21 protein-coding genes are annotated in these 22,574 nt (G+C 56.0%); 9 read left to right on the top strand and 12 right to left on the bottom strand.

Annotation, left to right across the window (positions count from 1 at the left end; translation table 11 throughout):
- Nucleotides 1–7 precede the first annotated feature (7 nt).
- A complete protein-coding gene (gene pyk / locus AC4OVU_RS13035) occupies nucleotides 8–1,450 on the bottom strand; it encodes a pyruvate kinase (protein ID WP_003859767.1) in 1,443 nt (480 codons plus the stop codon).
- A gap of 114 nt (nucleotides 1,451–1,564) precedes the next feature.
- Complete coding sequence (locus AC4OVU_RS13030; protein WP_003859769.1) at nucleotides 1,565–2,434, bottom strand: MurR/RpiR family transcriptional regulator; 870 nt, start codon at nucleotides 2,432–2,434, stop codon at nucleotides 1,565–1,567.
- 356 nt (nucleotides 2,435–2,790) lie between these two features.
- On the opposite strand from AC4OVU_RS13030, the gene zwf reads away from it, so the two are divergent.
- The 3 genes from zwf (at nucleotide 2,791) to kdgA (ending at nucleotide 6,992) form a co-directional block, all read left to right on the top strand.
- The gene (gene zwf / locus AC4OVU_RS13025) at nucleotides 2,791–4,266 is read left to right on the top strand and encodes a glucose-6-phosphate dehydrogenase (protein ID WP_110292682.1); all 1,476 of its coding nucleotides are present in this window, start codon (nucleotides 2,791–2,793) and stop codon (nucleotides 4,264–4,266) included.
- 233 nt (nucleotides 4,267–4,499) lie between these two features.
- Nucleotides 4,500–6,311, top strand: a complete 1,812-nt coding sequence (gene edd / locus AC4OVU_RS13020) for a phosphogluconate dehydratase (protein ID WP_015570284.1) — start codon at nucleotides 4,500–4,502, stop codon at nucleotides 6,309–6,311.
- Nucleotides 6,312–6,350: 39 nt separating this feature from the next.
- Nucleotides 6,351–6,992, top strand: a complete 642-nt coding sequence (gene kdgA / locus AC4OVU_RS13015) for a bifunctional 4-hydroxy-2-oxoglutarate aldolase/2-dehydro-3-deoxy-phosphogluconate aldolase (protein ID WP_003859774.1) — start codon at nucleotides 6,351–6,353, stop codon at nucleotides 6,990–6,992.
- Nucleotides 6,993–7,066: 74 nt separating this feature from the next.
- Here kdgA and purT read toward each other — a convergent pair whose 3' ends face one another.
- Nucleotides 7,067–8,245 carry a formate-dependent phosphoribosylglycinamide formyltransferase gene (purT, locus tag AC4OVU_RS13010; protein WP_045341277.1) on the bottom strand — a complete coding sequence of 393 codons (1,179 nt, stop codon included), beginning with the start codon at nucleotides 8,243–8,245 and terminating at the stop codon, nucleotides 7,067–7,069.
- 171 nt (nucleotides 8,246–8,416) lie between these two features.
- Between purT and AC4OVU_RS13005 the strand changes: the two genes are divergently transcribed.
- Nucleotides 8,417–9,067, top strand: coding sequence for a tellurite resistance TerB family protein (locus AC4OVU_RS13005; protein ID WP_015570286.1), 651 nt, complete (start codon nucleotides 8,417–8,419; stop codon nucleotides 9,065–9,067).
- A 75-nt stretch (nucleotides 9,068–9,142) separates the two neighbouring features.
- Nucleotides 9,143–11,218, top strand: a complete 2,076-nt coding sequence (gene ptrB, locus AC4OVU_RS13000; RefSeq protein WP_110292681.1) for an oligopeptidase B — start codon at nucleotides 9,143–9,145, stop codon at nucleotides 11,216–11,218.
- Here ptrB and exoX read toward each other — a convergent pair.
- The 3 genes from exoX to AC4OVU_RS12985 all read right to left on the bottom strand — a co-directional run bounded on the left by exoX (nucleotide 11,200) and on the right by AC4OVU_RS12985 (nucleotide 12,879).
- Nucleotides 11,200–11,862 carry an exodeoxyribonuclease X gene (exoX, locus tag AC4OVU_RS12995; protein ID WP_015570288.1) on the bottom strand — a complete coding sequence of 221 codons (663 nt, stop codon included), beginning with the start codon at nucleotides 11,860–11,862 and terminating at the stop codon, nucleotides 11,200–11,202. The two genes, ptrB and exoX, sit on opposite strands and share 19 nt — an antisense overlap.
- Nucleotides 11,863–11,886: 24 nt before the next feature.
- Entirely contained in the window at nucleotides 11,887–12,537 is a 651-nt protein-coding gene (locus AC4OVU_RS12990; RefSeq protein ID WP_110292680.1) for a carbon-nitrogen hydrolase family protein, read from the bottom strand.
- A 111-nt stretch (nucleotides 12,538–12,648) separates the two neighbouring features.
- Nucleotides 12,649–12,879 (bottom strand): DNA polymerase III subunit theta, encoded by a 231-nt coding sequence (locus tag AC4OVU_RS12985; protein WP_003859784.1) that lies wholly within the window; start codon nucleotides 12,877–12,879, stop codon nucleotides 12,649–12,651.
- A 137-nt stretch (nucleotides 12,880–13,016) separates the two neighbouring features.
- Here AC4OVU_RS12985 and yobA point away from each other — a divergent pair, with 137 nt between their 5' ends.
- From yobA to AC4OVU_RS12970, 3 genes are read left to right on the top strand one after another with little or no spacing between them, the layout of a single operon-like run.
- The gene (gene yobA, locus AC4OVU_RS12980; protein ID WP_017384342.1) at nucleotides 13,017–13,388 is read left to right on the top strand and encodes a CopC domain-containing protein YobA; all 372 of its coding nucleotides are present in this window, start codon (nucleotides 13,017–13,019) and stop codon (nucleotides 13,386–13,388) included.
- A gap of 1 nt (nucleotide 13,389) precedes the next feature.
- A complete protein-coding gene (gene copD / locus AC4OVU_RS12975) occupies nucleotides 13,390–14,259 on the top strand; it encodes a copper homeostasis membrane protein CopD (RefSeq protein ID WP_017693249.1) in 870 nt (289 codons plus the stop codon).
- 16 nt (nucleotides 14,260–14,275) lie between these two features.
- Entirely contained in the window at nucleotides 14,276–14,614 is a 339-nt protein-coding gene (locus tag AC4OVU_RS12970) for a YebY family protein (RefSeq protein ID WP_110292679.1), read from the top strand.
- 125 nt (nucleotides 14,615–14,739) lie between these two features.
- Here AC4OVU_RS12970 and AC4OVU_RS12965 read toward each other — a convergent pair whose 3' ends face one another.
- Together AC4OVU_RS12965 and AC4OVU_RS12960 are read right to left on the bottom strand one after the other, a co-directional pair.
- A complete protein-coding gene (locus AC4OVU_RS12965; protein WP_032669636.1) occupies nucleotides 14,740–14,937 on the bottom strand; it encodes a hypothetical protein in 198 nt (65 codons plus the stop codon).
- A 45-nt stretch (nucleotides 14,938–14,982) separates the two neighbouring features.
- Nucleotides 14,983–15,963 (bottom strand): VirK/YbjX family protein, encoded by a 981-nt coding sequence (locus AC4OVU_RS12960; protein WP_045341271.1) that lies wholly within the window; start codon nucleotides 15,961–15,963, stop codon nucleotides 14,983–14,985.
- A 167-nt stretch (nucleotides 15,964–16,130) separates the two neighbouring features.
- On the opposite strand from AC4OVU_RS12960, the gene pphA reads away from it, so the two are divergent.
- A complete protein-coding gene (pphA, locus tag AC4OVU_RS12955) occupies nucleotides 16,131–16,775 on the top strand; it encodes a protein-serine/threonine phosphatase (protein WP_017384338.1) in 645 nt (214 codons plus the stop codon).
- A gap of 34 nt (nucleotides 16,776–16,809) precedes the next feature.
- Here the strand turns inward: pphA and AC4OVU_RS12950 are convergent, their stop codons facing one another.
- The 4 genes from AC4OVU_RS12950 to yebS all read right to left on the bottom strand — a co-directional run bounded on the left by AC4OVU_RS12950 (nucleotide 16,810) and on the right by yebS (nucleotide 22,561).
- On the bottom strand, nucleotides 16,810–17,049 hold the full coding sequence (locus AC4OVU_RS12950) for a YebV family protein (RefSeq protein ID WP_003859885.1): 240 nt from the start codon (nucleotides 17,047–17,049) through the stop codon (nucleotides 16,810–16,812).
- A 106-nt stretch (nucleotides 17,050–17,155) separates the two neighbouring features.
- Nucleotides 17,156–18,619, bottom strand: a complete 1,464-nt coding sequence (gene rsmF, locus AC4OVU_RS12945; RefSeq protein WP_017693253.1) for a 16S rRNA (cytosine(1407)-C(5))-methyltransferase RsmF — start codon at nucleotides 18,617–18,619, stop codon at nucleotides 17,156–17,158.
- A 56-nt stretch (nucleotides 18,620–18,675) separates the two neighbouring features.
- On the bottom strand, nucleotides 18,676–21,309 hold the full coding sequence (locus AC4OVU_RS12940) for a PqiB family protein (protein ID WP_017693254.1): 2,634 nt from the start codon (nucleotides 21,307–21,309) through the stop codon (nucleotides 18,676–18,678).
- Complete coding sequence (yebS, locus tag AC4OVU_RS12935) at nucleotides 21,278–22,561, bottom strand: membrane integrity lipid transport subunit YebS (RefSeq protein ID WP_047728099.1); 1,284 nt, start codon at nucleotides 22,559–22,561, stop codon at nucleotides 21,278–21,280. Before yebS ends, AC4OVU_RS12940 begins: the two co-directional genes overlap by 32 nt.
- Nucleotides 22,562–22,574 lie beyond the last annotated feature (13 nt).

The following is a 22,574-nucleotide window of genomic DNA, read 5'->3' as shown; positions in this document are numbered from 1 at the left end:
TCGGAGCTTACTCTACGGTCAGTACGCGGGTGGTATTGGTTGAGCCGATGGTGCTCATCACGTCACCCTGCGTCACGATAACGATATCACCGGATACCAGATAACCTTTGTCGCGCAGCAGGTTCACGGCATCGTGCGCGGCGGCCACGCCGTCGTTGGTGCTGTCGAAGTATACTGGCGTCACGCCGCGATACAGCGCCGTCAGGTTCAGCGTACGCTCGTGACGGGACATGGCGAAGATCGGCAGACCGGAGCTGATACGGGACGTCATTAGCGCGGTACGGCCAGATTCGGTCATGGTGATGATCGCCGTGACCCCTTTCAGGTGGTTGGCTGCGTACATCGCAGACATCGCAATCGCTTCTTCCACATTGTCGAACTGGATATCCAGGCGGTGCTTGGAGACGTTAATGCTTGGGATCTTCTCTGCACCCAGGCACACGCGCGCCATGGCGGCCACGGTTTCTGCCGGATACTGACCTGCCGCGGTTTCCGCTGACAGCATCACCGCATCGGTACCATCCAGCACGGCGTTCGCCACGTCCATGACTTCCGCACGGGTTGGCATTGGGTTGGTGATCATGGATTCCATCATCTGGGTGGCGGTGATCACCGCGCGGTTTAGCTGACGCGCGCGACGGATCAGCGCTTTCTGGATACCGACCAGTTCAGGGTCGCCAATTTCCACGCCCAGGTCACCACGGGCAACCATCACCACGTCAGACGCCAGGATCACGTCGTCCATCGCGTCCTGATCGCAGACCGCTTCAGCGCGTTCCACTTTCGCAACGATTTTCGCATCGCAGCCTGCATCGCGCGCCAGGCGGCGAGCATAGTTCAGATCTTCGCCGCAGCGCGGGAAGGAGACGGCCAGGTAATCCACGCCGATCTGCGCTGCGGTCACGATATCCGCTTTGTCTTTATCGGTCAGCGCTTCGGCAGACAGGCCACCGCCGAGTTTGTTGATGCCTTTGTTGTTGGAGAGCGGGCCGCCGACGGTCACTTCGGTGAATACCTTCATACCCTGAACTTCCAGCACTTTCAGCTGTACGCGTCCGTCGTCCAGCAGCAGGATGTCGCCAGGCACAACGTCAGCAGGCAGACCTTTGTAGTCGATACCCACTTTTTCCTTATCGCCTTCGCCTTTGCTCAGGTTGGCATCCAGCAGGAATTTATCGCCGATGTTGAGGAAGACTTTGCCTTCTTTAAAGGTCGATACGCGGATTTTTGGACCTTGCAGGTCACCGAGGATAGCAACATGGCGGCCCAGTTTAGCTGCGATTTCACGCACTTTGTCGGCACGTAATTTATGGTCTTCTGGCGTACCGTGAGAGAAGTTCATGCGCACCACGTTGGCACCCGCGGCGATAATCTTTTCGAGGTTATTATCGCGGTCGGTGGCCGGGCCTAAGGTGGTGACGATCTTGGTTCTGCGAAGCCTTCTGGACATGTAATACTCCGTTGACTGAAACAACTGTGGTGTTGCGTGAACATAGAATCGGCCTTCATCTATCGCAAGGCAGTAGCGAGGGGACCGAATGCCGTAAATCGTACATCGTAGTTATTAGGGAACATCGCTCTTTATAAGCAATTCTTTATCAAAACGCGATTCTTTCAGGGCTTCCTTGACCCGCTTCAAGTTATCCCGGAATTTTGCGCCCCGGCGTAAGGTAAAACCGGTCGCCAGCACGTCGATGACCGTCAACTGCGCCAGGCGGGAGACCATCGGCATGTACATGTCGGTGTCCTCCGGTACGTCCAGGGTAATGGCGAGCGTCGCTTCCCTGGCCAGCGGCGTACCTGCCGTCGTCAGGGCGATGACCATCGCATCGTTGTCACGCGCGAGCTGCGCCAGCTCCACCTGGCTCTTGGTGCGGCCCGTATGGGAGATGAGTACCACGACATCATCTTCACTACAATTCATACAGCTCATGCGTTGCAGCACAATGTCATCGGAGTAAATCACCGGCACGTTAAAGCGAAAGAACTTATTCATGGCGTCATGCGCCACGGCGGCGGACGAGCCAAGGCCAAAGAAGGCAATCCGTTTGGCCTGCGTGAGAAGATCGACCGCGCGATTCACTGAACTCATGTCCAGAGACTGGCGAACGTGGTCGAGCGTGGCCATAGCCGATTCAAATATTTTTGCGGTGTAAGCATCAACGCTGTCGTCTTCATCTACATTGCGATTAACATACGGGGTGCCGTTTGCCAGACTTTGGGCCAGATGCAGTTTAAAATCAGGAAAGCCGCGCGTGTCCAGACTACGACAGAATCGATTGACCGTCGGTTCGCTGACGCCCGATTCCTGTGCCAGAGCGGCGATGCTTGAATGAATCGCCTGAGCGGGCGCGGCGAGAATAACTTCAGCCACTTTGCGCTCGGATTTGCTAAGGTGTTCCAGTTGAAACTGGATTTTTTCCAGCATGTTCATTGTTAACAAGACGCTCATGAGGGCATAAACGATTTCATAAAGAGATGAAATCTTGATTCGATTTAGCCGATATTACCCCCGGGACTCCCGAAAGGGTAATCGTCGACAAGAAATGTTGTTGTTTTTTTTCATTACTTGATCGACGTCGGGTTTTGCTCTGACCCTGTTGCGCAAAGAATCGACGTTTGTTGCGTCATCAGACGGGCGTAATGGCCCGGGCGACGAAAAATCACCGTATCGCACGCGACGTTAAGCGCTAATGGTTTCAGGAAACGCGTAAAAGCAGTACAGTGCATTGTAATAAAATTACAACGATACCTGGCAGAGTACCAGGCGATCTAACTGAGGAGAATGACATGGCGGTAACGCAAACAGCCCAGGCATGTGACCTGGTCATTTTCGGCGCGAAAGGCGATCTTGCACGCCGAAAATTGCTGCCTTCCCTGTATCAGCTCGAAAAAGCGGGCCAGATCCATCCCGACACCCGGATCCTTGGGGTAGGGCGCGCAGACTGGGATAAGGAGGCTTATACCAAAGTCGTGCGCGAGGCGCTCGAAACGTTCATGAAAGAGAAAATCGATGAAAGCCTTTGGGATAAGCTGAGCGGGCGTCTCGATTTCTGCAACCTGGACGTCAACGATGTAGGCGCCTTTACCCGTCTGGGTGAAATGCTTGACCAGGAAAATCGTGTCACTATTAACTATTTCGCCATGCCCCCAAGCACCTTCGGCGCCATCTGTAAAGGTCTGGGCGAGGCGAGGCTGAACGCCAAACCGGCGCGCGTGGTGATGGAGAAACCGCTGGGTACGTCGCTGGCGACCTCGCGTGAAATCAACGACCAGGTGGGCGAGTTCTTTGAGGAGTGTCAGGTTTACCGTATTGACCACTATCTGGGCAAAGAGACGGTACTGAACCTGCTGGCGCTGCGTTTTGCCAACTCCCTGTTCGTGAACAACTGGGACAACCGCACTATCGACCACGTGGAAATTACCGTGGCGGAAGAGGTGGGCATCGAAGGCCGTTGGGGCTACTTCGACCAGGCCGGCCAGATGCGGGACATGATCCAGAACCATCTGCTGCAAATTCTGTGCATGATTGCCATGTCTCCACCGTCAGATCTGACGGCCGACAGCATTCGTGACGCAAAAGTGAAAGTGCTGAAATCACTGCGCCGTATTGACCGCTCCAACGTGCGCGAGAAAACCGTGCGCGGCCAGTACACCGCAGGTTTTGCCCAGGGGAAAAAAGTTCCTGGCTATCTGGAAGAAGAGGGCGCGAACAAGTCCAGCAACACCGAGACGTTTGTGGCGATCCGCGTGGATATCGACGACTGGCGCTGGGCCGGTGTGCCGTTCTACCTGCGTACCGGTAAACGTCTGCCGGCAAAATGCTCCGAAGTGGTGGTCTACTTCAAAAATCCGGAACTGAACCTGTTCAAAGAATCCTGGCAGGAACTGCCGCAGAACAAACTGACCATCCGTCTGCAACCGGACGAGGGTGTGGATATTCAGATCCTCAACAAAGTGCCGGGCCTTGATCACAAACACAACCTGCAAACTACCAAGCTGGACCTGAGCTACTCTGAAACCTTCAACCAGACGCATCTCGCCGATGCTTACGAGCGTCTGCTGCTGGAAACCATGCGTGGTATCCAGGCGCTGTTCGTCCGCCGCGATGAAGTGGAAGAGGCGTGGAAGTGGGTCGACTCCATCACTGAAGCGTGGGCAGCCGATCAGGACGCGCCAAAACCGTATCAGGCGGGAACCTGGGGACCTGTCGCCTCCGTTGCGATGATCACCCGTGATGGCCGCTCCTGGAACGAGTTTGAATAACCACCTTCTCTAGCCCAAAGGTGTTATTTTACCGGTAACATGATCTAACACAGCAAGTGGCATAATTTTTATCTTTTAAGCTCCGCGTGGATTCACCCGCGGAGCTTTTTTTATTACACTCCCTTCAGACATTTTGCCCCTGTGCTCCGGATATCAGGCGTTTCAGCGTTGTTAACAACCGTCAGAAACTGTGTAAACTCCCGAGCCTGGACAGATAAATTAGAGGAGCTTTTATGAATCCGACATTGTTACGCGTAACACAACGCATCGTTGAACGCTCGAAAGAGACCCGTGCTGCCTACCTTGCCCGCATCGAACAGGCGAAGAGTGAAACTGTCCATCGCTCTCAGCTGGCCTGCGGGAATCTGGCCCACGGCTTTGCGGCCTGCCAGCCTGGTGATAAAGACGCGCTGAAAAGCATGTTGCGTAACAATATCGCCATCATTACCTCCTATAACGACATGCTTTCAGCCCACCAGCCGTATGAGGTCTACCCGTCTATCATCCGCAATGCGCTGCACAGCGTGAACGCGGTGGGCCAGGTTGCAGGCGGCGTGCCGGCCATGTGTGATGGCGTAACCCAGGGCCAGGACGGTATGGAGCTGTCCCTGCTGAGCCGCGAAGTGATCGCCATGTCAGCGGCAGTGGGCCTGTCTCACAATATGTTTGATGGCGCGCTCTATCTGGGCGTGTGCGACAAAATCGTCCCGGGGCTGGTGATGGCCGCGCTGTCGTTTGGCCATCTGCCAGCGATTTTTGTGCCGTCAGGCCCGATGGCTAGCGGTCTGCCAAACAAGGAAAAAGTCCGTATCCGCCAGCTGTATGCCGAAGGAAAAGCGGACCGTCAGGCACTGCTGGAAGCGGAAGCCGCGTCCTATCATGCGCCGGGCACCTGTACGTTCTACGGTACGGCCAACACCAACCAGATGGTGGTGGAGTTTATGGGTATGCAGCTGCCGGGCTCGTCGTTCATCCAGCCGGATGCGCCACTGCGTAAAGCGCTGACCGAAGCCGCAGCCCGTCAGGTGACGCGCCTGACCGGTAACGGCAACGAGTGGATGCCAATGGGCAAAATGGTGGATGAAAAAGTCATCGTAAACGGGATTGTCGCCCTGCTGGCGACCGGCGGTTCAACCAACCATACCATGCACCTTGTCGCGATGGCGCGCGCGGCGGGCATTCTGATCAACTGGGATGACTTCTCCGATATCTCCTCCGTGGTACCGCTGATGGCGCGTCTGTACCCGAACGGTCCGGCGGACATCAACCACTTCCAGGCCGCGGGCGGCGTGCCGGTGCTGATGCGCGAGTTGCTGAAAGGCGGCCTGCTGCATGAGGATGTCAACACGGTGGCGGGCTTTGGCCTGCATCGCTATACCCTTGAACCCTGGCTGAACAACGGTGAGCTGGACTGGCGCGAAGGGGCGAGCGACTCGCTTGATCCTCAGGTTATCGCAACCTTCGAACAGCCGTTCTCTCCTCACGGCGGCACCAAAGTGCTGAGCGGTAACCTTGGACGTGCCGTGATGAAAACCTCTGCCGTGCCGGAAGAGAATCAGGTTATTGAAGCCCCGGCGGTGGTGTTTGAAAGCCAGCACGACGTTTTACCTGCCTTTGACGCGGGTCTGCTTGATAAAGACTGTGTGGTCGTGGTGCGTCATCAGGGACCAAAAGCGAACGGGATGCCAGAATTACATAAACTTATGCCGCCGCTTGGTGTATTATTGGACCGCCGTTTCAAAATTGCACTGGTAACCGATGGACGCCTTTCAGGGGCATCCGGTAAAGTGCCTTCAGCGATTCATGTCACCCCGGAAGCCTACGACGGCGGCCTGCTGGCGAAAGTACGTGATGGTGACATGATCCGCGTTAACGGTCAGACAGGCGAGTTAACCCTGCTGGTGGATGAAGCAGAGCTGGCGGCGCGTCAGCCACATATTCCTGACCTGAGCGCGTCACGCGTGGGTACCGGACGCGAAATGTTTGGTGCGTTGCGTGAGAAACTCTCCGGTGCGGAGCAGGGCGCAACCTGTATTACGTTTTAAGACGACTTGATTTTAACGATCTGGCGAGAGAAAACTCTGATGAAAAACTGGAAAACAAGTGCAGAAGCAATCCTGACCACTGGCCCTGTCGTGCCGGTTATTGTGGTAAACAAACTGGAGCACGCTGTCCCAATGGCGAAGGCGCTGGTTGCGGGTGGCGTTCGTGTTCTGGAAGTGACCCTGCGTACGGCCTGTGCGATGGATGCGATCCGCGCTATCGCCAAAGAAGTGCCGGAAGCGATCATCGGTGCAGGTACGGTTCTGAATGCGCAGCAGCTGGCGGAAGTGACCGAAGCGGGCGCACAGTTTGCCATCAGCCCGGGGCTGACTGAGCCGCTGCTGAAAGCCGCAACCGAAGGTTCTATTCCGCTGATCCCGGGTATCAGCACCGTTTCTGAACTGATGCTGGGCATGGACTACGGCCTGAAAGAGTTCAAATTCTTCCCGGCTGAAGCGAACGGCGGCACCAAAGCGTTGCAGGCCATTGCGGGCCCATTCTCCCAGGTGCGTTTCTGCCCAACGGGCGGCATCTCTCCGGCCAACTACCGTGACTATCTGGCGCTGAAAAGCGTGCTGTGCATCGGCGGCTCCTGGCTGGTTCCGGCGGATGCGCTGGAAGCAGGCGACTGGGATCGCATCACTAAACTGGCTCGCGAAGCGGTAGAAGGCGCGAAACAGTAAGTTTGTTTGCCGGGTGTCGGCTGCGCCTAACCCGGCCAGCCAGACAGTTAAAACGGGCCTTTCGGCCCGTTTTTTTATCCTGCTACGCTGACGTTCGCAGCCGCTCTTTTTGCTCTCGCGACGGCTTCGTCCACATTTTCCCCGGTCGCTAATGCCACGCCCAGACGACGGCTTCCGTCGATCTCCGGTTTGCCGAACAGCCGGACCTGCAAGCCTGCGCCAACCGCACCTTCGACGTTATCAAAGGTGACATTCTGGCTGGTCAGCTGCGGCAGGATCACCGCCGAGGCTGCCGGGCCGTACTGACGGATGCCGCCAACCGGCAGGCCGAGGAAAGCGCGTACGTGCAGCGCGAACTCGGAGAGATCCTGTGAAATCAGCGTAACCATCCCGGTATCGTGCGGACGAGGGGAGACTTCGCTGAAGATCACCTCGTCGCCGCAAACAAACAACTCCACGCCGAACAGGCCGTAGCCGCCCAGCGCCAGCACCGTCTTGCGGGCGATCTCCTGTGCGCGTGCCAGCGCCAGCTCGCTCATCTGCTGCGGTTGCCAGGATTCGCGATAATCGCCGTCTTCCTGGCGATGACCAATCGGGTCGCAGAAATAAACGCCATCCACGGCGCTGACGGTGAGCAGGGTAATTTCAAAATCAAACTTTACCACGCCTTCCACGATGACGCGCCCGGCCCCGGCTCGGCCGCCCTGCTGGGCATAGTCCCAGGCGTTGTCCAGCGTGCTGCTGTCGCGGATAAAGCTCTGCCCTTTGCCGGAGGAGCTCATTACCGGCTTAATGATGCACGGGTAGCCAATCTCCTCTACGGCCTGGAGAAACGCAGCTTTATCCCCGGCAAAACGGTAGCTGGAGGTCGGGAGCTGTAATTCTTCTGCCGCCAGGCGACGAATGCCTTCCCGGTTCATGGTCAGTTTTGCCGCAGTGGCGCAGGGCACCACGCGCTGGCCTTCCTGTTCAAGGGCAATCAACATCTCAGTGGCAATGGCCTCAATTTCAGGTACCACGAAATCCGGTTTTTCGTCGGCAATTAACCCCCGCAGCGCATTACCGTCAAGCATATCGATGACGTGCGAGCGATGCGCGACGTGCATGGCGGGCGCATTCGCGTAACGGTCCACCGCAATCACTTCCACACCTAAACGCTGGCATTCAATGGCCACTTCTTTACCCAGTTCACCCGATCCCAACAGCATGACGCGCGTCGCGGCGGGACGCAGCGCGGTTCCTAAACGAGTCATAAAAATCCCCCTGAAAAAGATGCGGGCAGTATAAACGAAAACGTTTGCGTCTGTCTTGTATGGGGATAACCGGACAGGGGGGAAATTTGCGCTTCTTTAGCACTGACAGACATTTCCTGACACCCGCTCGCTTAGGCTGTGAAGGTTACGCACTGTTACGTGAGGAAAAATATGTCAGGCTGGATGAATCAACTGCAATCCCTGTTGGGACAAAAAGGCTCGTCGTCGGGCGAGCAGGGTCTGAGCAAGCTGCTGGTGCCGGGTGCGCTCGGCGGGCTGGCCGGTTTGCTGGTTGCCAATAAATCATCGCGGAAACTGCTTACCAAATACGGTACCGGCGCGCTGCTGGCGGGCGGAGGGGCTATTGCAGGCTCCGTCTTATGGAACAAATACAAAGACAAGGTGCGCAGCGCGCATCAGGATGAACCGCAATACGGGAAGCAGGTATCGCCGTTAGATTTACGCACCGAGCGGCTGATCCTCGCTCTGGTCTTTGCGGCCAAGAGCGACGGGCATATTGATGCCAGTGAACGTGCCGCAATTGAACAGCAGATGCGGGAAGCGGGCGTTGAGGAGCAGGGCAGGGCGCTGGTGGCGCAGGCCATCGAACAGCCGCTTGACCCGCAGCGTCTGGCGCAAAGCGTGAAAAACGAAGAAGAGGCGCTGGAACTCTATTTTCTGAGCTGTGCCGCCATCGATATCGATCACTTTATGGAGCGCAGCTACCTGAACGCCCTGGGCGATGCGCTGAAGATCCCACAGGACGTTCGTGAGGGAATTGAGCAGGATATTCAGCAGCAGAAGCAGACCCTCGTGGGCTAGAAGGCCATGTTTCGCTTGCATCATACGCGTGTTTTGCCAACCTTATAGGATGTAAAACGAAAAAGTAAGAATGCCATGCCTCCAAAAGCCCGACGTACTCCTTATGCGATCACCACGCATGGCGATACGCGTATCGATAACTACTACTGGCTGCGGGACGATTCTCGTTCCCGGCCAGAAGTGCTGGACTATCTGCACGAGGAAAACGACTATGGCCGCCAGGTCATGGCCAGCCAGCAGGCGCTTCAGGATCAACTTCTGAAGGAAATGGTGCAGCGTATCCCCCAGCGTGATGTCTCTGCCCCGTGGTGCAAAAACGGTTATCGCTATCGCCATATTTATGAGCCGGGAAACGAATATCCCATCTACCAGCGCCAGTCTGTGCTGAGCGCCGAGTGGGATGAATGGGAGATCCTGCTGGATGCAAACAAACGTGCGGCCCACAGTGAGTTTTATACGCTGGGCGGCATGTCCATTTCCCCCGATAACGCCATTATGGCGCTGGCTGAGGATTACCTCTCCCGCCGCCAGTACGGTTTGCGTTTCCGCAATCTTGAAACGGGAAACTGGTATCCCGAAATGCTGGATAATGTCTCCCCCGATTTCGTCTGGGGTAACGATTCAGAAACGGTCTACTACGTTAAAAAGCATGTCTCAACGCTGCTGCCTTATCAGGTCTGGCGTCATACGGTGGGGACCGATTCCGCCGACGATGAACTGGTGTATGAGGAAAAAGATGAGACGTTCTATGTCAGCCTGCACAAAACGTCGTCTCGCCACTACGTGATCATTTTCCTCTCCAGCGCCACCACCTCAGAAGTGCTGCTGCTGGATGCAGAGCTGCCGGATGCGCAGCCTCTGTGCTTCCTGCCGCGCCGTAAAGATCATGAGTACAGCCTGGATCACTTCCAGCACAGCTTTTACCTGCGTTCGAACCGCGAGGGCAAAAACTTTGGCCTTTATAAAACCAAAGTGCGCGATGAACGCAAATGGGAAGTGTTAATTCCCGCGCGCGATCAGGCGATGCTGGAGGGGTTCACCCTGTTTACCGACTGGCTGGTGGTGGAAGAGCGTCAGCGCGGACTGACCAGTATCCGCCAAATCAACCGCAAAACCCGCGAAGTGGTGGGCATTGCGTTCGATGACCCGGCTTACGTAACGTGGATCGGCTTTAACCCGGAACCGGAATCGTCCCGCCTGCGGTACGGCTATTCGTCGATGACCACCCCGGATACGTTGTTTGAACTGGATATGGACACCGGGCAGCGTCAGGTGATTAAACAGGCTGAGGTCCGGGGTTTTGAGTCGGAAAATTATCGCAGTGAGCACCTGTGGGTGACCGCACGCGACGGCGTTGAAGTCCCAGTGTCGCTCGTCTATCACAAGGCGCACTTCAACAAAGGTAAAAACCCCATCCTCGTCTATGGCTATGGCTCCTATGGATCCAGCATGGACGCCGATTTCAGCAGCAGCAGGCTGAGCCTGCTCGACCGCGGTTTTGTTTATGCGATTGCCCATATTCGCGGCGGCGGCGAGCTGGGTCAGCACTGGTATGAAGACGGAAAATTTCTCAAAAAGAAAAATACCTTTAATGACTACCTTGATGTTTGCGATGCGCTGATCGCGCAGGGTTATGGCGATCCGCAGCTCTGCTTTGGCATGGGGGGCAGCGCCGGGGGCATGCTTATGGGCGCCGTGATCAACCAGCGGCCTGAACTGTTTAAAGGCGTTATCGCCCAGGTGCCGTTTGTGGACGTGGTGACGACCATGCTGGATGAGTCCATTCCACTGACCACCGGGGAGTTTGAGGAGTGGGGGAACCCGCAGGATGAAACCTATTATCGCTACATGAAAGAGTACAGCCCGTACGATAACGTCGAGGCGAAAGCCTATCCGCATATGCTGGTGACCACCGGCCTGCACGATTCCCAGGTACAGTACTGGGAGCCCGCGAAATGGGTGGCGAAGTTGCGTGAGCTGAAAACTGACGATAATTTGCTGCTGCTGTGTACCGATATGGACTCGGGGCACGGAGGGAAATCAGGGCGATTTAAATCCTATGAAGGGGTGGCGCTGGAGTACGCCTTTTTGATTGGCCTGGCGCAGGATACGCTGCCAGGCCGGGCGGGGACTCAGGCTTCGCCTAAATAATGCTTCAGCGTCAGGCGCAGTTCCGGGCTCATTCTGTCGAGGTTGTTGTACAGCCAGCGCAGATAGCCCGGATCTTTGTCCGCCACTTCCGATACTGGCTTCCCGCGATATTTTCCGAACGTAAAGGTGGTCAGTAGCGCGGGGCGCCCGGTAATGGTCGCCATATCGTCTGGCGTCCAGCCGGAAGTATTCATGATATCAATCAGGAGCGCTGCGGTGATGTAGCAGTCGTAAAGAGCGCGGTGATGATGCAGCCCTTCCGGCGTCCGCACGCTGAGTTTGCGCGACTTATACAGCGCCATATTGCTGTATTTGATCCCCGGCCACAGACGGCGCGCCAGCTTCATAGTGCAAATCCATTCGCCGGGCATCTCCGGCAGCACGCGGCGGTCAAAGCTGGCGTTATGGGCCACATACCACTGGCTACCGTGGTAAAGAGGGATGATCTCTTCAATCCACGGCTTATCCGCCACCATCGATTCCGTAATGCGATGTATCGCCATCGCCTGCGCACTGATGGGTCGATCCGGGCGCACCAGATGGCTCATGGGGTTGACTATCTTTCCGTCAATCACGTCGACAGAAGCGACTTCCACAATTCCACCCTGCAAATCACAGGTTTCGGTATCGATAACGCGCAGCATTGATCGCTCCTGATCCAAAAATGCCTAGCCTAATGGAATGATATCGCCTTGCCAACCCTGTTGGCCTAAAGAACCGGTTAGCAGCAGTTCTCCCTTATCGGCACGTACGATCAGCTGACCTTTTTCATCCCATAACGCGCTACCGCCGCGCGCGTTCGCCATTAATACCGCGATGGCGTACTTGTGCGCGAAGCGTTGTAACGAACCGATGGATTGCCGCCAGCGATGCTCGCCCACGGCCAGGCTGCTGGTGAACAGCGTTGCCTCCGGGTCCAGTTCCGGGGCGTCAGCCTGGTTATCCACGATGGTTAACCGTTTATCGCCAGGAATAACACCCGCACCGTTGCCCTGCGGATAACGCCGGATGGTCGACAGGTTAGGGGTGAAAAGCGCGAGTCCTTTCTGGCGCTGGCCGTGTTGCTGGAGTGTAATACCAGCAATCACCGTGATGAAACGTGACTGGGCGGCGTGAAGGAGGGGGGCAAGCTGCAAATCGTCAGGGGGTGGGGGTAAGGATGTTCCGCCTGGGCCGATAAGCGAAAGCTCCGGAAAGACGATCAAATCGCACCCATGCCAGGCAGCCTCGGCAATAAAGTACAGGTGATGTTTTACGTGCTCATCAACACAGTTGTGCCGCGGGGCATACTGAGCCGCGGCAATATTCCATCGTGACATCGTGACTTCCTTATACACTAAGTCGCTGGGATTTTAAGATTACACCTAAATTTATCAGGGTTTTCTTATCCTGCCACATAACGCGTAAGGAAGTGTAACGAGACGTTAAGCTTATTTAACTTTAGGTTCGTACGGCAGGCGCGAGAGATTGACGGAGGCGAGGCGATGCGCAATGAGACGTTCGCGAAACCAGTCGCGCAGATGCGCGGGTTGTTCACGCTCTACCACTTCAGCCACGACGGGCATGTTGTAACGCTCTTTGAATGCGACCCCCGCGGCGGCGAGATCGACATTCACTTTGTCCATCTCGTCCTGAGGAAGGGCGGCCAGATTAACGTTCATTTCCTTCTCCTTTTTCTGCGGCGGCAACGTTACCGCGATTGTTCAACGATGACAAGGGAGCAAAGGATGTTCCTCGACTCGTTAATTATACAGAGTTATTCTTTAGCATTCAGGCATAACGAAAAGGAATGATTGTGATGCATTTTACCCCTTCCCGTGTCGCGTGCGCGCTGGCATTTCTGCTCTCTTCAGCCATCACGCCCTCAGTTCTGGCCCATGCGCATCTTAAGCAGCAATCCCCGCAGGAAAATACCGTTGCGGTGGCACCAGAGGTCATTACCCTGAACTTCTCGGAAGGCATTGAGCCTGCCTTCAGCGGCGTGGTGGTGACGGACGCACAGCAGCACAAGATCCAGACCGGCGCGGTGAAGCGTGACGAGAAGGATAACGCAAAGCTGATTGTTCCTCTTGAGAAACCGTTGACGTCCGGCACCTACACGGTGGACTGGCATGTGGTCTCCGTGGATGGCCACAAAACCAAAGGCAGCTATCACTTTAGCGTGAAATAGCATGCTGACCCTGAGCTACGTCGCGTTACGCTTTATCCATTTTGCTGCGCTGATGCTGCTTTTCGGCAACGCGCTCTACAGCGTCTGGTTTGCGCCGTCTTCGTTGCAGCGCCTCATGACCCGGCGTTTCCAGCGGCAGCAGAAACTCGCGGCCTTAATCAGCCTGATAGCGGCTCTGCTGATGTTTGGCCTGCAAAGTGGGTTGATGGGCAACGGCTGGGGCGATGTCATTCGTCCGGCGGTCTGGCGCAGCGTGCTGGGAACGCAATTTGGCGGCGTCTGGTTGTGGCAAATGGTGCTGGCCGCTGTGACGGCGGGCGCTGCATGGCTTACCCCGCAAAAAGGCTCTCGGCTGTTACTGCTCGCGATGGGGCAGCTGGTGCTGCTGGCGGGCGTGGGACATGCCGCGATGAACGGTGGCGCACCGGGAGCGTTGCATCGTCTCAACCATGCGCTTCACCTGCTCTGCGCCGCGACCTGGGTGGGTGGTTTACTGCCGCTGCTGTTTTGTATGCGTCTGGCGAAAGGCCGCTGGCAGCCAGCCGCTATCTTTACCATGATGCGCTTCTCCCGCGTGGGGCATTACGCCGTGGCAGGCGTGCTGCTGACCGGGATAATCAATACGCTCTTTATTGTTGGCATAAACGTGCCGTGGCAGGCGCCTTATGTCCAGCTGTTGTTGTTCAAATGTGCGCTGGTCATGATGATGGTGGCAATTGCGCTGGCGAATCGGTATTTTCTTGTGCCACGCTTTCGCCCGGAGGCCGGGCGGGAACAACAGATTTTTATCAGGATGACACAGGCAGAGGTGGTGCTGGGCGCGCTGGTACTGGCGGCCGTCAGCCTGTTCGCGACCTGGGAACCCTTCTGACAAGGTTAAATAACATATGAAAAAGATACTGCTTTCTCTTTTACTTCTCACCTGTGCCAGCAGTGCGTTAGCCGCGCCGCAGGTCATCACCGTCAGCCGGTTTGAAGTGGGTAAGGACAACTGGGCATTTAATCGTGAAGAAGTCATGCTTACCTGCCGTCCCGGTAACGCGCTGTATGTCATCAATCCCAGTACGCTCGTGCAGTATCCGTTAAATGACGTGGCGGAGCAGCAGGTTGCCAGCGGGAAAAGTAACGGACAGCCTGTCAGCGTGATCCAGGTAGATGACCCGGCAAACCCCGGGCAGAAGAAGAGTCTGGCACCGTTTATTGAGCGCGCTGAAAAGCTCTGCTAGCCGTCAGGTTTCCAGTAAAAAAAAACCGCAGGTGCTTGTAAAAGCTCTGCGGTTTTTCACATTTAGTGATGTTCTGACGCTTTTTTTCAGACCACTTTTACTGTGGACTGGAAAACCTGACGTCGTCATCTATTCTTAAAGGGCAAGGCGATTGAGCCTGCATTAATGCCAACTTTTAGCGCACGGCTCTCTCCCAAGAGCCATTTCCCTGGACCGAATACAGGAATCGTATTCGGTCTCTTTTTATCTTCTTGAAAATAAACGATAAAATCCGGTTTTCGTCTCAGCAGAAGGTTCACTTCCTGTGCGCCTGCTTCAAACATACCACAACCCGGCAGGCGTAAGTCCAGTCCTTTTTGGCTGTTTTGTTAAATTTTTGTTTGTTTTTTGCCTGTGACCACTGCGGGATCGATACGCGCTTGTACGCAAGCCGCAATATCATCAAGTAACGCAAAGCGGCGACGGTATTCGGCGCGTTTTTTGCTGGCAATCTCCTCCAGCGCTTTACGCTCCATCTGGAGCGGCAACTGCCAGCAGAAGGGGGAGAGTTTCTTTCCGTTCAGGCCTTCCCAGAACTCGTCGTAGCTGGCGTGAAAATGACGGCCTTTGCTCAGACGGTAGCGCAGCGCGCGGAAAACATGGCCTTCATCACTGACGGCAAAAATCGCGCTAATGTTCGAGCGTGAGGCAAGCTGGAAGATCACCTCCATCAGCACGCGTTTCGGGAAAAGCCCATGGCAGGCACGGGTAGCCTGCTTAATCACCTCCCGTGAAACATGACGACGTGGACCCTGAAGGCCGCCGATCACCAGCACCGTACGGCCGTTACTGCGTGCGACACAGAACGTCAGGCTGGCAAGCAGCGTATTGTCATTGTCGTGCAGCCAAAGCGTGCTTTCGCCTTCGCGTTCGGCCTTACCTGCGGACGAGGCGTGGACGGTATAGATTTCGCCGTTTTTTGCCTCGAACCGGACAACCGGCACCTCTTGCGGGCTGGTCAGCGCGTGGGCGAGGGCGATGTTTTTCAGACTATCAATCCACTGATAGTGGCTGACGATAGCATCGGCCCGATCGTTTGAGTTCAGGCCGCGCATCAGATACTGGCGGTGAGTTTTGCTCGGCAAGGTAATTTGAGAGGTGAGCAGCCTGTCGAAATCATCGCGCCCGGACAGGGCCTCCAGCATGCGATGGGTGGAGGACCAGAATAAAAGCGAGCGCAGTAGGAACTTTAACCGGTAATCACGTTTGTGCCAGATTGGGCCGGGAACGCGTTTTCCTCTCACCAGTTCAGAAATAATATTTGTGCGATGCGGATAAAAAACATCGTTTTGCAGGTGTATGTTTGACACGTGAAAATCCCTCTTTTTATTCCGCTCTATTTTAAAGGCCAGGGAATAAGGGATTAATAGCGCAGCGATCTTTATTTCCGGCTGGTTTATGGTTTGTTTGGATTCGCAAAATCCAACGCCAGCTCATGACATTTTCTGTGGCAGCTATACTTCTTACAGGAGGCGTTATGTATCAGAAAATAGAGGGAGAACACTGGCGTCATGTCTGGGTTGTCAGCGATATTCATGGTTGCTATCAGTGGCTTATAGATGAGCTGAAACGACGGCATTTTAATCCTGATACGGATCTGCTGATCTCGGTGGGGGATATTATCGATCGCGGGCCTGACAGCGTAAAATGTTTACAGCTGATGCAGGAAAACTGGTTTTATGCGGTACGCGGTAATCACGAGCAAATGGCGTTAGATGCGCTTGAAAATAATGATTTTAGTCTCTGGTCGATAAATGGCGGTAACTGGTTTACCGGGCTTAAGGACGCTCAACAAAAACAGGCGAAGGGTTTACTCGATGCGTGTCGGGACTTACCGCACATTATTGAAATAACCTGCAAAAACGGTCTGAACGTGATTGCTCATGCGGATTATCCCTCCGCCGAATATGGCTGGCATAAGCCGGTGGATGCCCAGCGCGTGCTGTGGGATCGCGACCGGTTAATGGGCTTTATGGTGGGCAAAGGGCAGGGCATTAGCGGTGCGGATCACTTCTGGTTTGGACATACGCCTGTGGACAAACGCTACGATTTTAACAATCTGCACTACATTGATACGGGGGCAGTATTCGGGGGCTTTCTGACGCTGGCGCAGCTTCAGTAATAAATAACCCGCCTTCGGGCGGGTTCTCTTTGGGTCAGGCAAGACGCAAGACCCAGGCATCGGTTTTACTGTCGTAATGCTCACGGTACAGAACGGAATGTTCCCCATCAAGGATCGCCGGGACGCTGGTATCTGCATCCCAGGCGTCCAGCTGCATGCACAAATCCGGATCGGATTTGCAGGGAATACTTAACGTTCGTTCGCCTTGTGATTCGCCGCGCAATTCAGCGTCGTCGATTTCAAAAGCGCCAATGCGTACGCTGGTTTTCGTCATAATGCTCTCCGGTTTGTTGCCCAAAATCTGGTATGACCAGTGCAGTCACCCATTTTTGATCCTAGACAAGGAGAGCGAAATCGCCAGTAAAAAAATGCGCTTTTTTTCAGGCGCTGCGGTTGTTACCGGTAAACAGGCGGCCATCGCGTACCAATTCGCGCGGATAGCTGTTTTTCAGCCGCGAGCCGACTTTTTTCGCCAGCCCCAGCGGATAGCCCTGATACGTCACGATGACTTCATCCTGTGAGGGGCCGTCTTCCGGGTAAACGTCACGACCGCGATACCACTCTTCCGCTTCCTGATGCGTCAGGGCAAAGGTGTTCTCACTGCCGGCCAGCGCAATGACCGCTTCGTGCTGCCAGCGATAGCCTTTGTTGTGGATCTCCGCCAGGCGAATACCGAGGCGGGAGAAACGCACCTTACCAATCAGCGGTTCGATGTTGACCGGGAACAGCCACAGCTCTTTGTCACGCATCCAGAGGCGCAGGCTCTCATCCCAGTGCAGACCGACTTTGCTCGCAGCCGCTTGCGCCTGTGCCGCCTCACGGCCTTTGACCGGCGTGAACGGGAAGTTGCCGACCTTAAACTTAGGGGCAGGCAAAGGATCGACGGCGCGGGTTTTACGCAGACGGGCAACAAAGAAGCCTTCGCAATCGTAAATCTGCGGGAAGACATGCAGGAAGCCTTCAGGCGTGGCCGCATGACTGGCCGAGTCGAAGAGGGTGTCCAGCGGCAGAAACTCGACGGCATCCGCATAGCGTTGCTTGAGCCACAGGCAGACGTCCTCGTTTTCATCGCGATTCAGCGTGCAGGTAGAGTAAACCAGCGTCCCGCCTGGGCGCAGGGCATGAAACGCGCTGTCGATCAGTTCGCGCTGTGTGGCGGCGATCTCCAGGTTGCTTTCAACGGACCAGTTTTTTAACGCATCAGGATCTTTACGCACCACGCCTTCGCCGGAGCAGGGCGCGTCGAGCAGGATGGCATCAAAGGCTTCCGGCAGGGCAGCGCCAAACACGCGACCATCGAAGTGCGTTAACGCGACGTTGTGGATCCCGCAGCGGCTGATATTGGCATGTAGGACTTTAACGCGGCTGGCGGAAAATTCGTTGGCGAGGATCGCGCCGCGGTTGTTCATCCGGGCGGCAATCTGCGTGGTTTTAGAGCCCGGCGCCGCCGCGACATCCATAACCCGCTCAGGCTGGTTCCCGTCGGCAAACAGCGCAGCAACCGGCAGCATGGAGCTGGCTTCCTGAATATAAAACAGCCCGCTCAGGTGCTCGGCGGTGCTGCCGAGCGGCAGGCTCTCCTCGTCATCCCGTTCGATCCAGAAACCCTCTTCACACCACGGCACTGGCGTTAATTGCCAGCCGTAGGGGGAGACGAGATCCAGAAACGCCCCGACGCTGATTTTCAGCGTATTGACGCGAATACTCCTGCGCAAAGGGCGCTGGCAGGCGGCAACGAAATCGTCGAAAGAGAGATGAGCTGGAAGCGCCTCGCGCATCTGTGCGAGGAATTGTTCGGGAAGAAATACGGAGTTTTGAGCCACGGGCACACCACAGGGAAACATTCAGGCGCGCAGTGTAACATAAAGGCTCCGGCGCGTTGACACCGGAGCCTGCGAGATTAACGCGGCAGCGCCGTTCCCCATTCGCGCCACTCTTTCGGTTCACTTTCCAGCAGCAGGAAGTGTTTACCTGCCTGCGCCTTAGGCGCCAGAGGCGTGCCAGGCGGCGTCGCGAAGGCAATGCCGCCGCGAATGAACTGATTAAAGGTCCCCGTTTTGACCACGCCACCGGTCAGGCCGAAGTCCAGCGAGTAGCCTGAAGCGAGCCAGAACACCGAGTTGTTGCGCACCAGATGCTGATAACGCTGGCTGATGCGCAGGCCGACCATCACGCGATCGGACAGATTACCCAGCGTCAGGCTTGTTACTGTCCCTACTTCAATGCCGCGGAACAGGACCGGCGTACCGATGCCCAGCGAACCGGCTTCCGGCACTTCAACCACAATGCTCAGACCGTCCAGGTAACGGGAGTCGGTGATGGTGGCCTCCTGCAACTCAAATTCACGACGTGCGTTGCCGCGACCCGGTTCAACGTTAATGTACGGCTGAAGTATGGTATCGAGATGCTCAACCCCTGCGGCAGAAATTTGCGGCGTAACTACCGAGAAGCGCGAGCCTGCCCGGGCGAACGTCTGCACATATTCCGGATAAAGCACGGCGGTCGCCTGCACTTCGTTGCGCGCGGTGATCAGCGTCAGCTTCTGGACCTGCCCGATATCAATGCCGAGATAGCGGATGGGCATGCCTTCTGCCAGTTTACCGGCATCAAAGGTGTGCAGAGTAATCTGCCCCCCGACCGCGCGCGCCGCGGTTTCGGACGGGAAGAGGATCCGCTTGTCACCTTTACGCATGTTGCCGCCGGCGCCGCTCAGGTTATCGAAGCTGATCGCACCGCGCAGGGCACGGGAGAGAGGCGATGCCTGTACGGTCAGCCCGCTGCCGTTGAGCTGCACTTTCGCGCCACCCTCAGCCCAGAACACGCTGTTTGGCGTGAGCAGCTTGCGGTACTCCGGCTTGATATGCAGTTCGATATCAAACGCGTCCGCACGAGGACGAACGGTAATCACTTCCCCCACCTCAAACTTACGGTAAAGCACGACGGAGCCTGCCTGGACATCCGGCAGCGTTTCAGCGCTTAAGGTCAGCGTGGTGGTTGGCAGGTCGCCAAGGCTATTTTCAATGGCTTTGTCCAGATTGGCGAACAGCGGATAGCTTTCGCGCAGCGCACCTTTGCTGCCCGGCAGAATGCGGATCCCGCCGTTAACCCACTCACTGGCGCTGGCGCCGAGGAACTCAACCCCGTCCAGACCCACCTTCACGTCGACCCGACTGTTAACCACAAATTTACTGTCGCCGTGGACCAGGTTGCCGTACTGCGGATCGATGGCGGCGGAGAAGGAGACCCCTTTTTCCGACAGCTTACGTTCGAGGACCTGGCCCACCTGCACACCGTGCAGGATCAGCGGTTGCCCGGCTTCAATACCGTAGCTTTCCGGTGCATTCAGCGTAACCGTCAACACGCCCGGTTTTTGCAGCAGGGCTTTATCTGCCGGCGCGATAACAAAGTTTTTGTTCGGCGCACCTTCGCCGGGGATCAGCTCAAAGGTGCTTCCCGTCAGCAGAGAACTGATGCTGGCGTCGCTGAGGGAGAGCTTCGGATTACGCAGTTCAATGCGCGTTTTTTCCCGCAGGAGATCCACCACGCTCGGATCCACCGTCATTTCGCCGGTAACGGAACCGCCCGCATTGAGGGTTAATTTTGTCAGTTGCCCGACCTCTAAACCCTGGTACATCAGCGGGGTCGAACCGGCTTTCAGGCCTTTGGCATCCGGCAGGGTCAGCTTGACGATGACACCGCGCTGGCTGTGCGCCAGGTCGGCGTACAGGCCAAAGGTATCTTCTGCGGCGGCAGGGCTGGAGTTAGCAGGTGAGTCGAAGGCGATAGCGCCATTCACCAGCGCCGCCAGGCTCTCAAGCTTCACTTTCGCACCGCTTAAGCTCAGGTCAGCATCGACGCCTGAGACGTTCCAGAAGCGGCTGCCTTTTTTCACCAGGTTGGTAAAACGGCGCTCGATGAGTACATCAATGGTCACGCCATCTTTGTTCGGGTTAATGGCGTAGTCGTAAACGCGGCCTACCGGAATTTTGCGGAAATAGACCAGAGAACCACTGTTCAGCGAGCCCAAATCCGGCGCGCGGAGATGGATCATCAAATCGCCGTTATTCAGCCGATATTTCGGCTGGGTATCCAGCGCAACAAAGTGATCCTGTGGCTCACCTTTGCCGGGCATCATGCCGATATAGTTACCGCCCACAAGCGCATCCAGCCCGGAAACGCCGGCCAGGGAGGCTTTAGGCGTGACCAGCCAGAACTGCGTTTCGGCGCGCAGGGCATCCTGCATATCAGACTTAATGCTCGCCCGGACCTGGATTTTGTTCAGCCCTTTGCCAAGGGAAATATCCTGCACGGTACCCACTTCCACCCCCTGGAAGCGAACGGGGGTACGTCCGGCGACAATGCCGTCCGCAGACTGGAAATCAATCGTGATGGTACTTCCGCGATCTTCATAGCTCGTCCAGATAAGCCAGCCTGCGATCATCAGCGCGATGACAGGCAGCAACCAGAATGGCGAAATGCGGCGTTTTGTTTTAATTCTCGCTTCAGTCGGCGAAGCGGGCGTTTCCTGACTCATGTGCGTCCCAAAGTAAGCGGCTGTCCAGCCATTCCACTGCAAGAATAGTCAATATCACCGCAGAGCCGAAATAAAAAGCTGCGGGTCCCATGGTAAAAGCAAGTAACTGATCGCGATTGATGAGCGACATCATCAGCGAAATCACGAACAGATCCAACATCGACCAGCGACCAATCCAGGTCACAAATCGCAGAAGCAGGATGCGGGTGCGTAGTCCTTGTTCGCATTTAAAGTGAATGCTAATAAGCAGCGTAAACATCACCACCACTTTGGTAAAGGGCACCAGAATACTGGCGATGAAAACAATGGCGGCGACCCCCACGTTACTGTGCGCCAGAGAGATAATCCCCGAAAGGATAGTATCTTCCTGACGGGCGCCGTTCACATAAATTACGGAGATCGGCAGCATGTTGGCCGGGAACAAAAATACCAGGGAGGCGATTAGCGCCGCCCAGCACTTTTGCAGGCTGTAGTTGCGTCGCAATCTTAACGGAATGTGGCAGCGTGGGCACCTCCCGCGTTTATCCGGAAAACCGGTGTAATGGCAGCCCAGGCAGACTCGCAGGTTTTCATCAGGCCGGGTCGCGGGGCGCTGCGGGTAAAATCGCTCCCAAAGCTGTTCAACATTGAGATGAATCAGGGTCAAAATACTCAGCAGGACCAGTGAAATAAACGCGAAAAGGCCAATGCCGGGTTGTAAAAACGCATAATCCTGCACCTTGATGGAGGCCACGCCAATGCCTACCAGATAGATGTCCAGCATCACCCACTCCTTGAGCTTTTCCAGCATGAGCAGGACAGGGCGCAGGTTCATCCCCAGAATGTTGCCAAACCACAGGTAGGCAATTGCCGCGACCAGCACCAACGGCGCGCCGACGACGCAGAACAGCACCATGGCGGCCGTAAGCGGATCGCCCTGGCGCGTCATCTGCCAGATCCCCTGCAACACGTTAGCGTCAATACGCACGCCAAGCAGGTAGAGCTTTAACAGCGGCTCGGTCCAGGCGAAGGGCATCAGCAGCAGCATGGTGACCGCCATTGCTGCCAGGCGCGTCAATGACCAGTCCCGGCCATCGCGAATTTTGGCATCGCAGCAAGGACAAAAAGCACTTTGGTGCGATTTCATCTTCGGCAACATAAAAAGCGTATCGCACTGGGGACAACGCTGATAATGTGCACGGGGCAGAGCCTGGCTTACCGTACGAACAACGATCTTTCGTGTCGGCGTAATTTGGGGTGTTTTTAGGGCCATCAGTCGCACACAG

It is taken from the genome of Enterobacter sp. 6722112 (assembly GCF_058661685.1).
The sequence above is the reverse complement of the archived record's forward strand: the minus strand, read 5'-3'. Positions and strand labels throughout refer to the sequence as shown.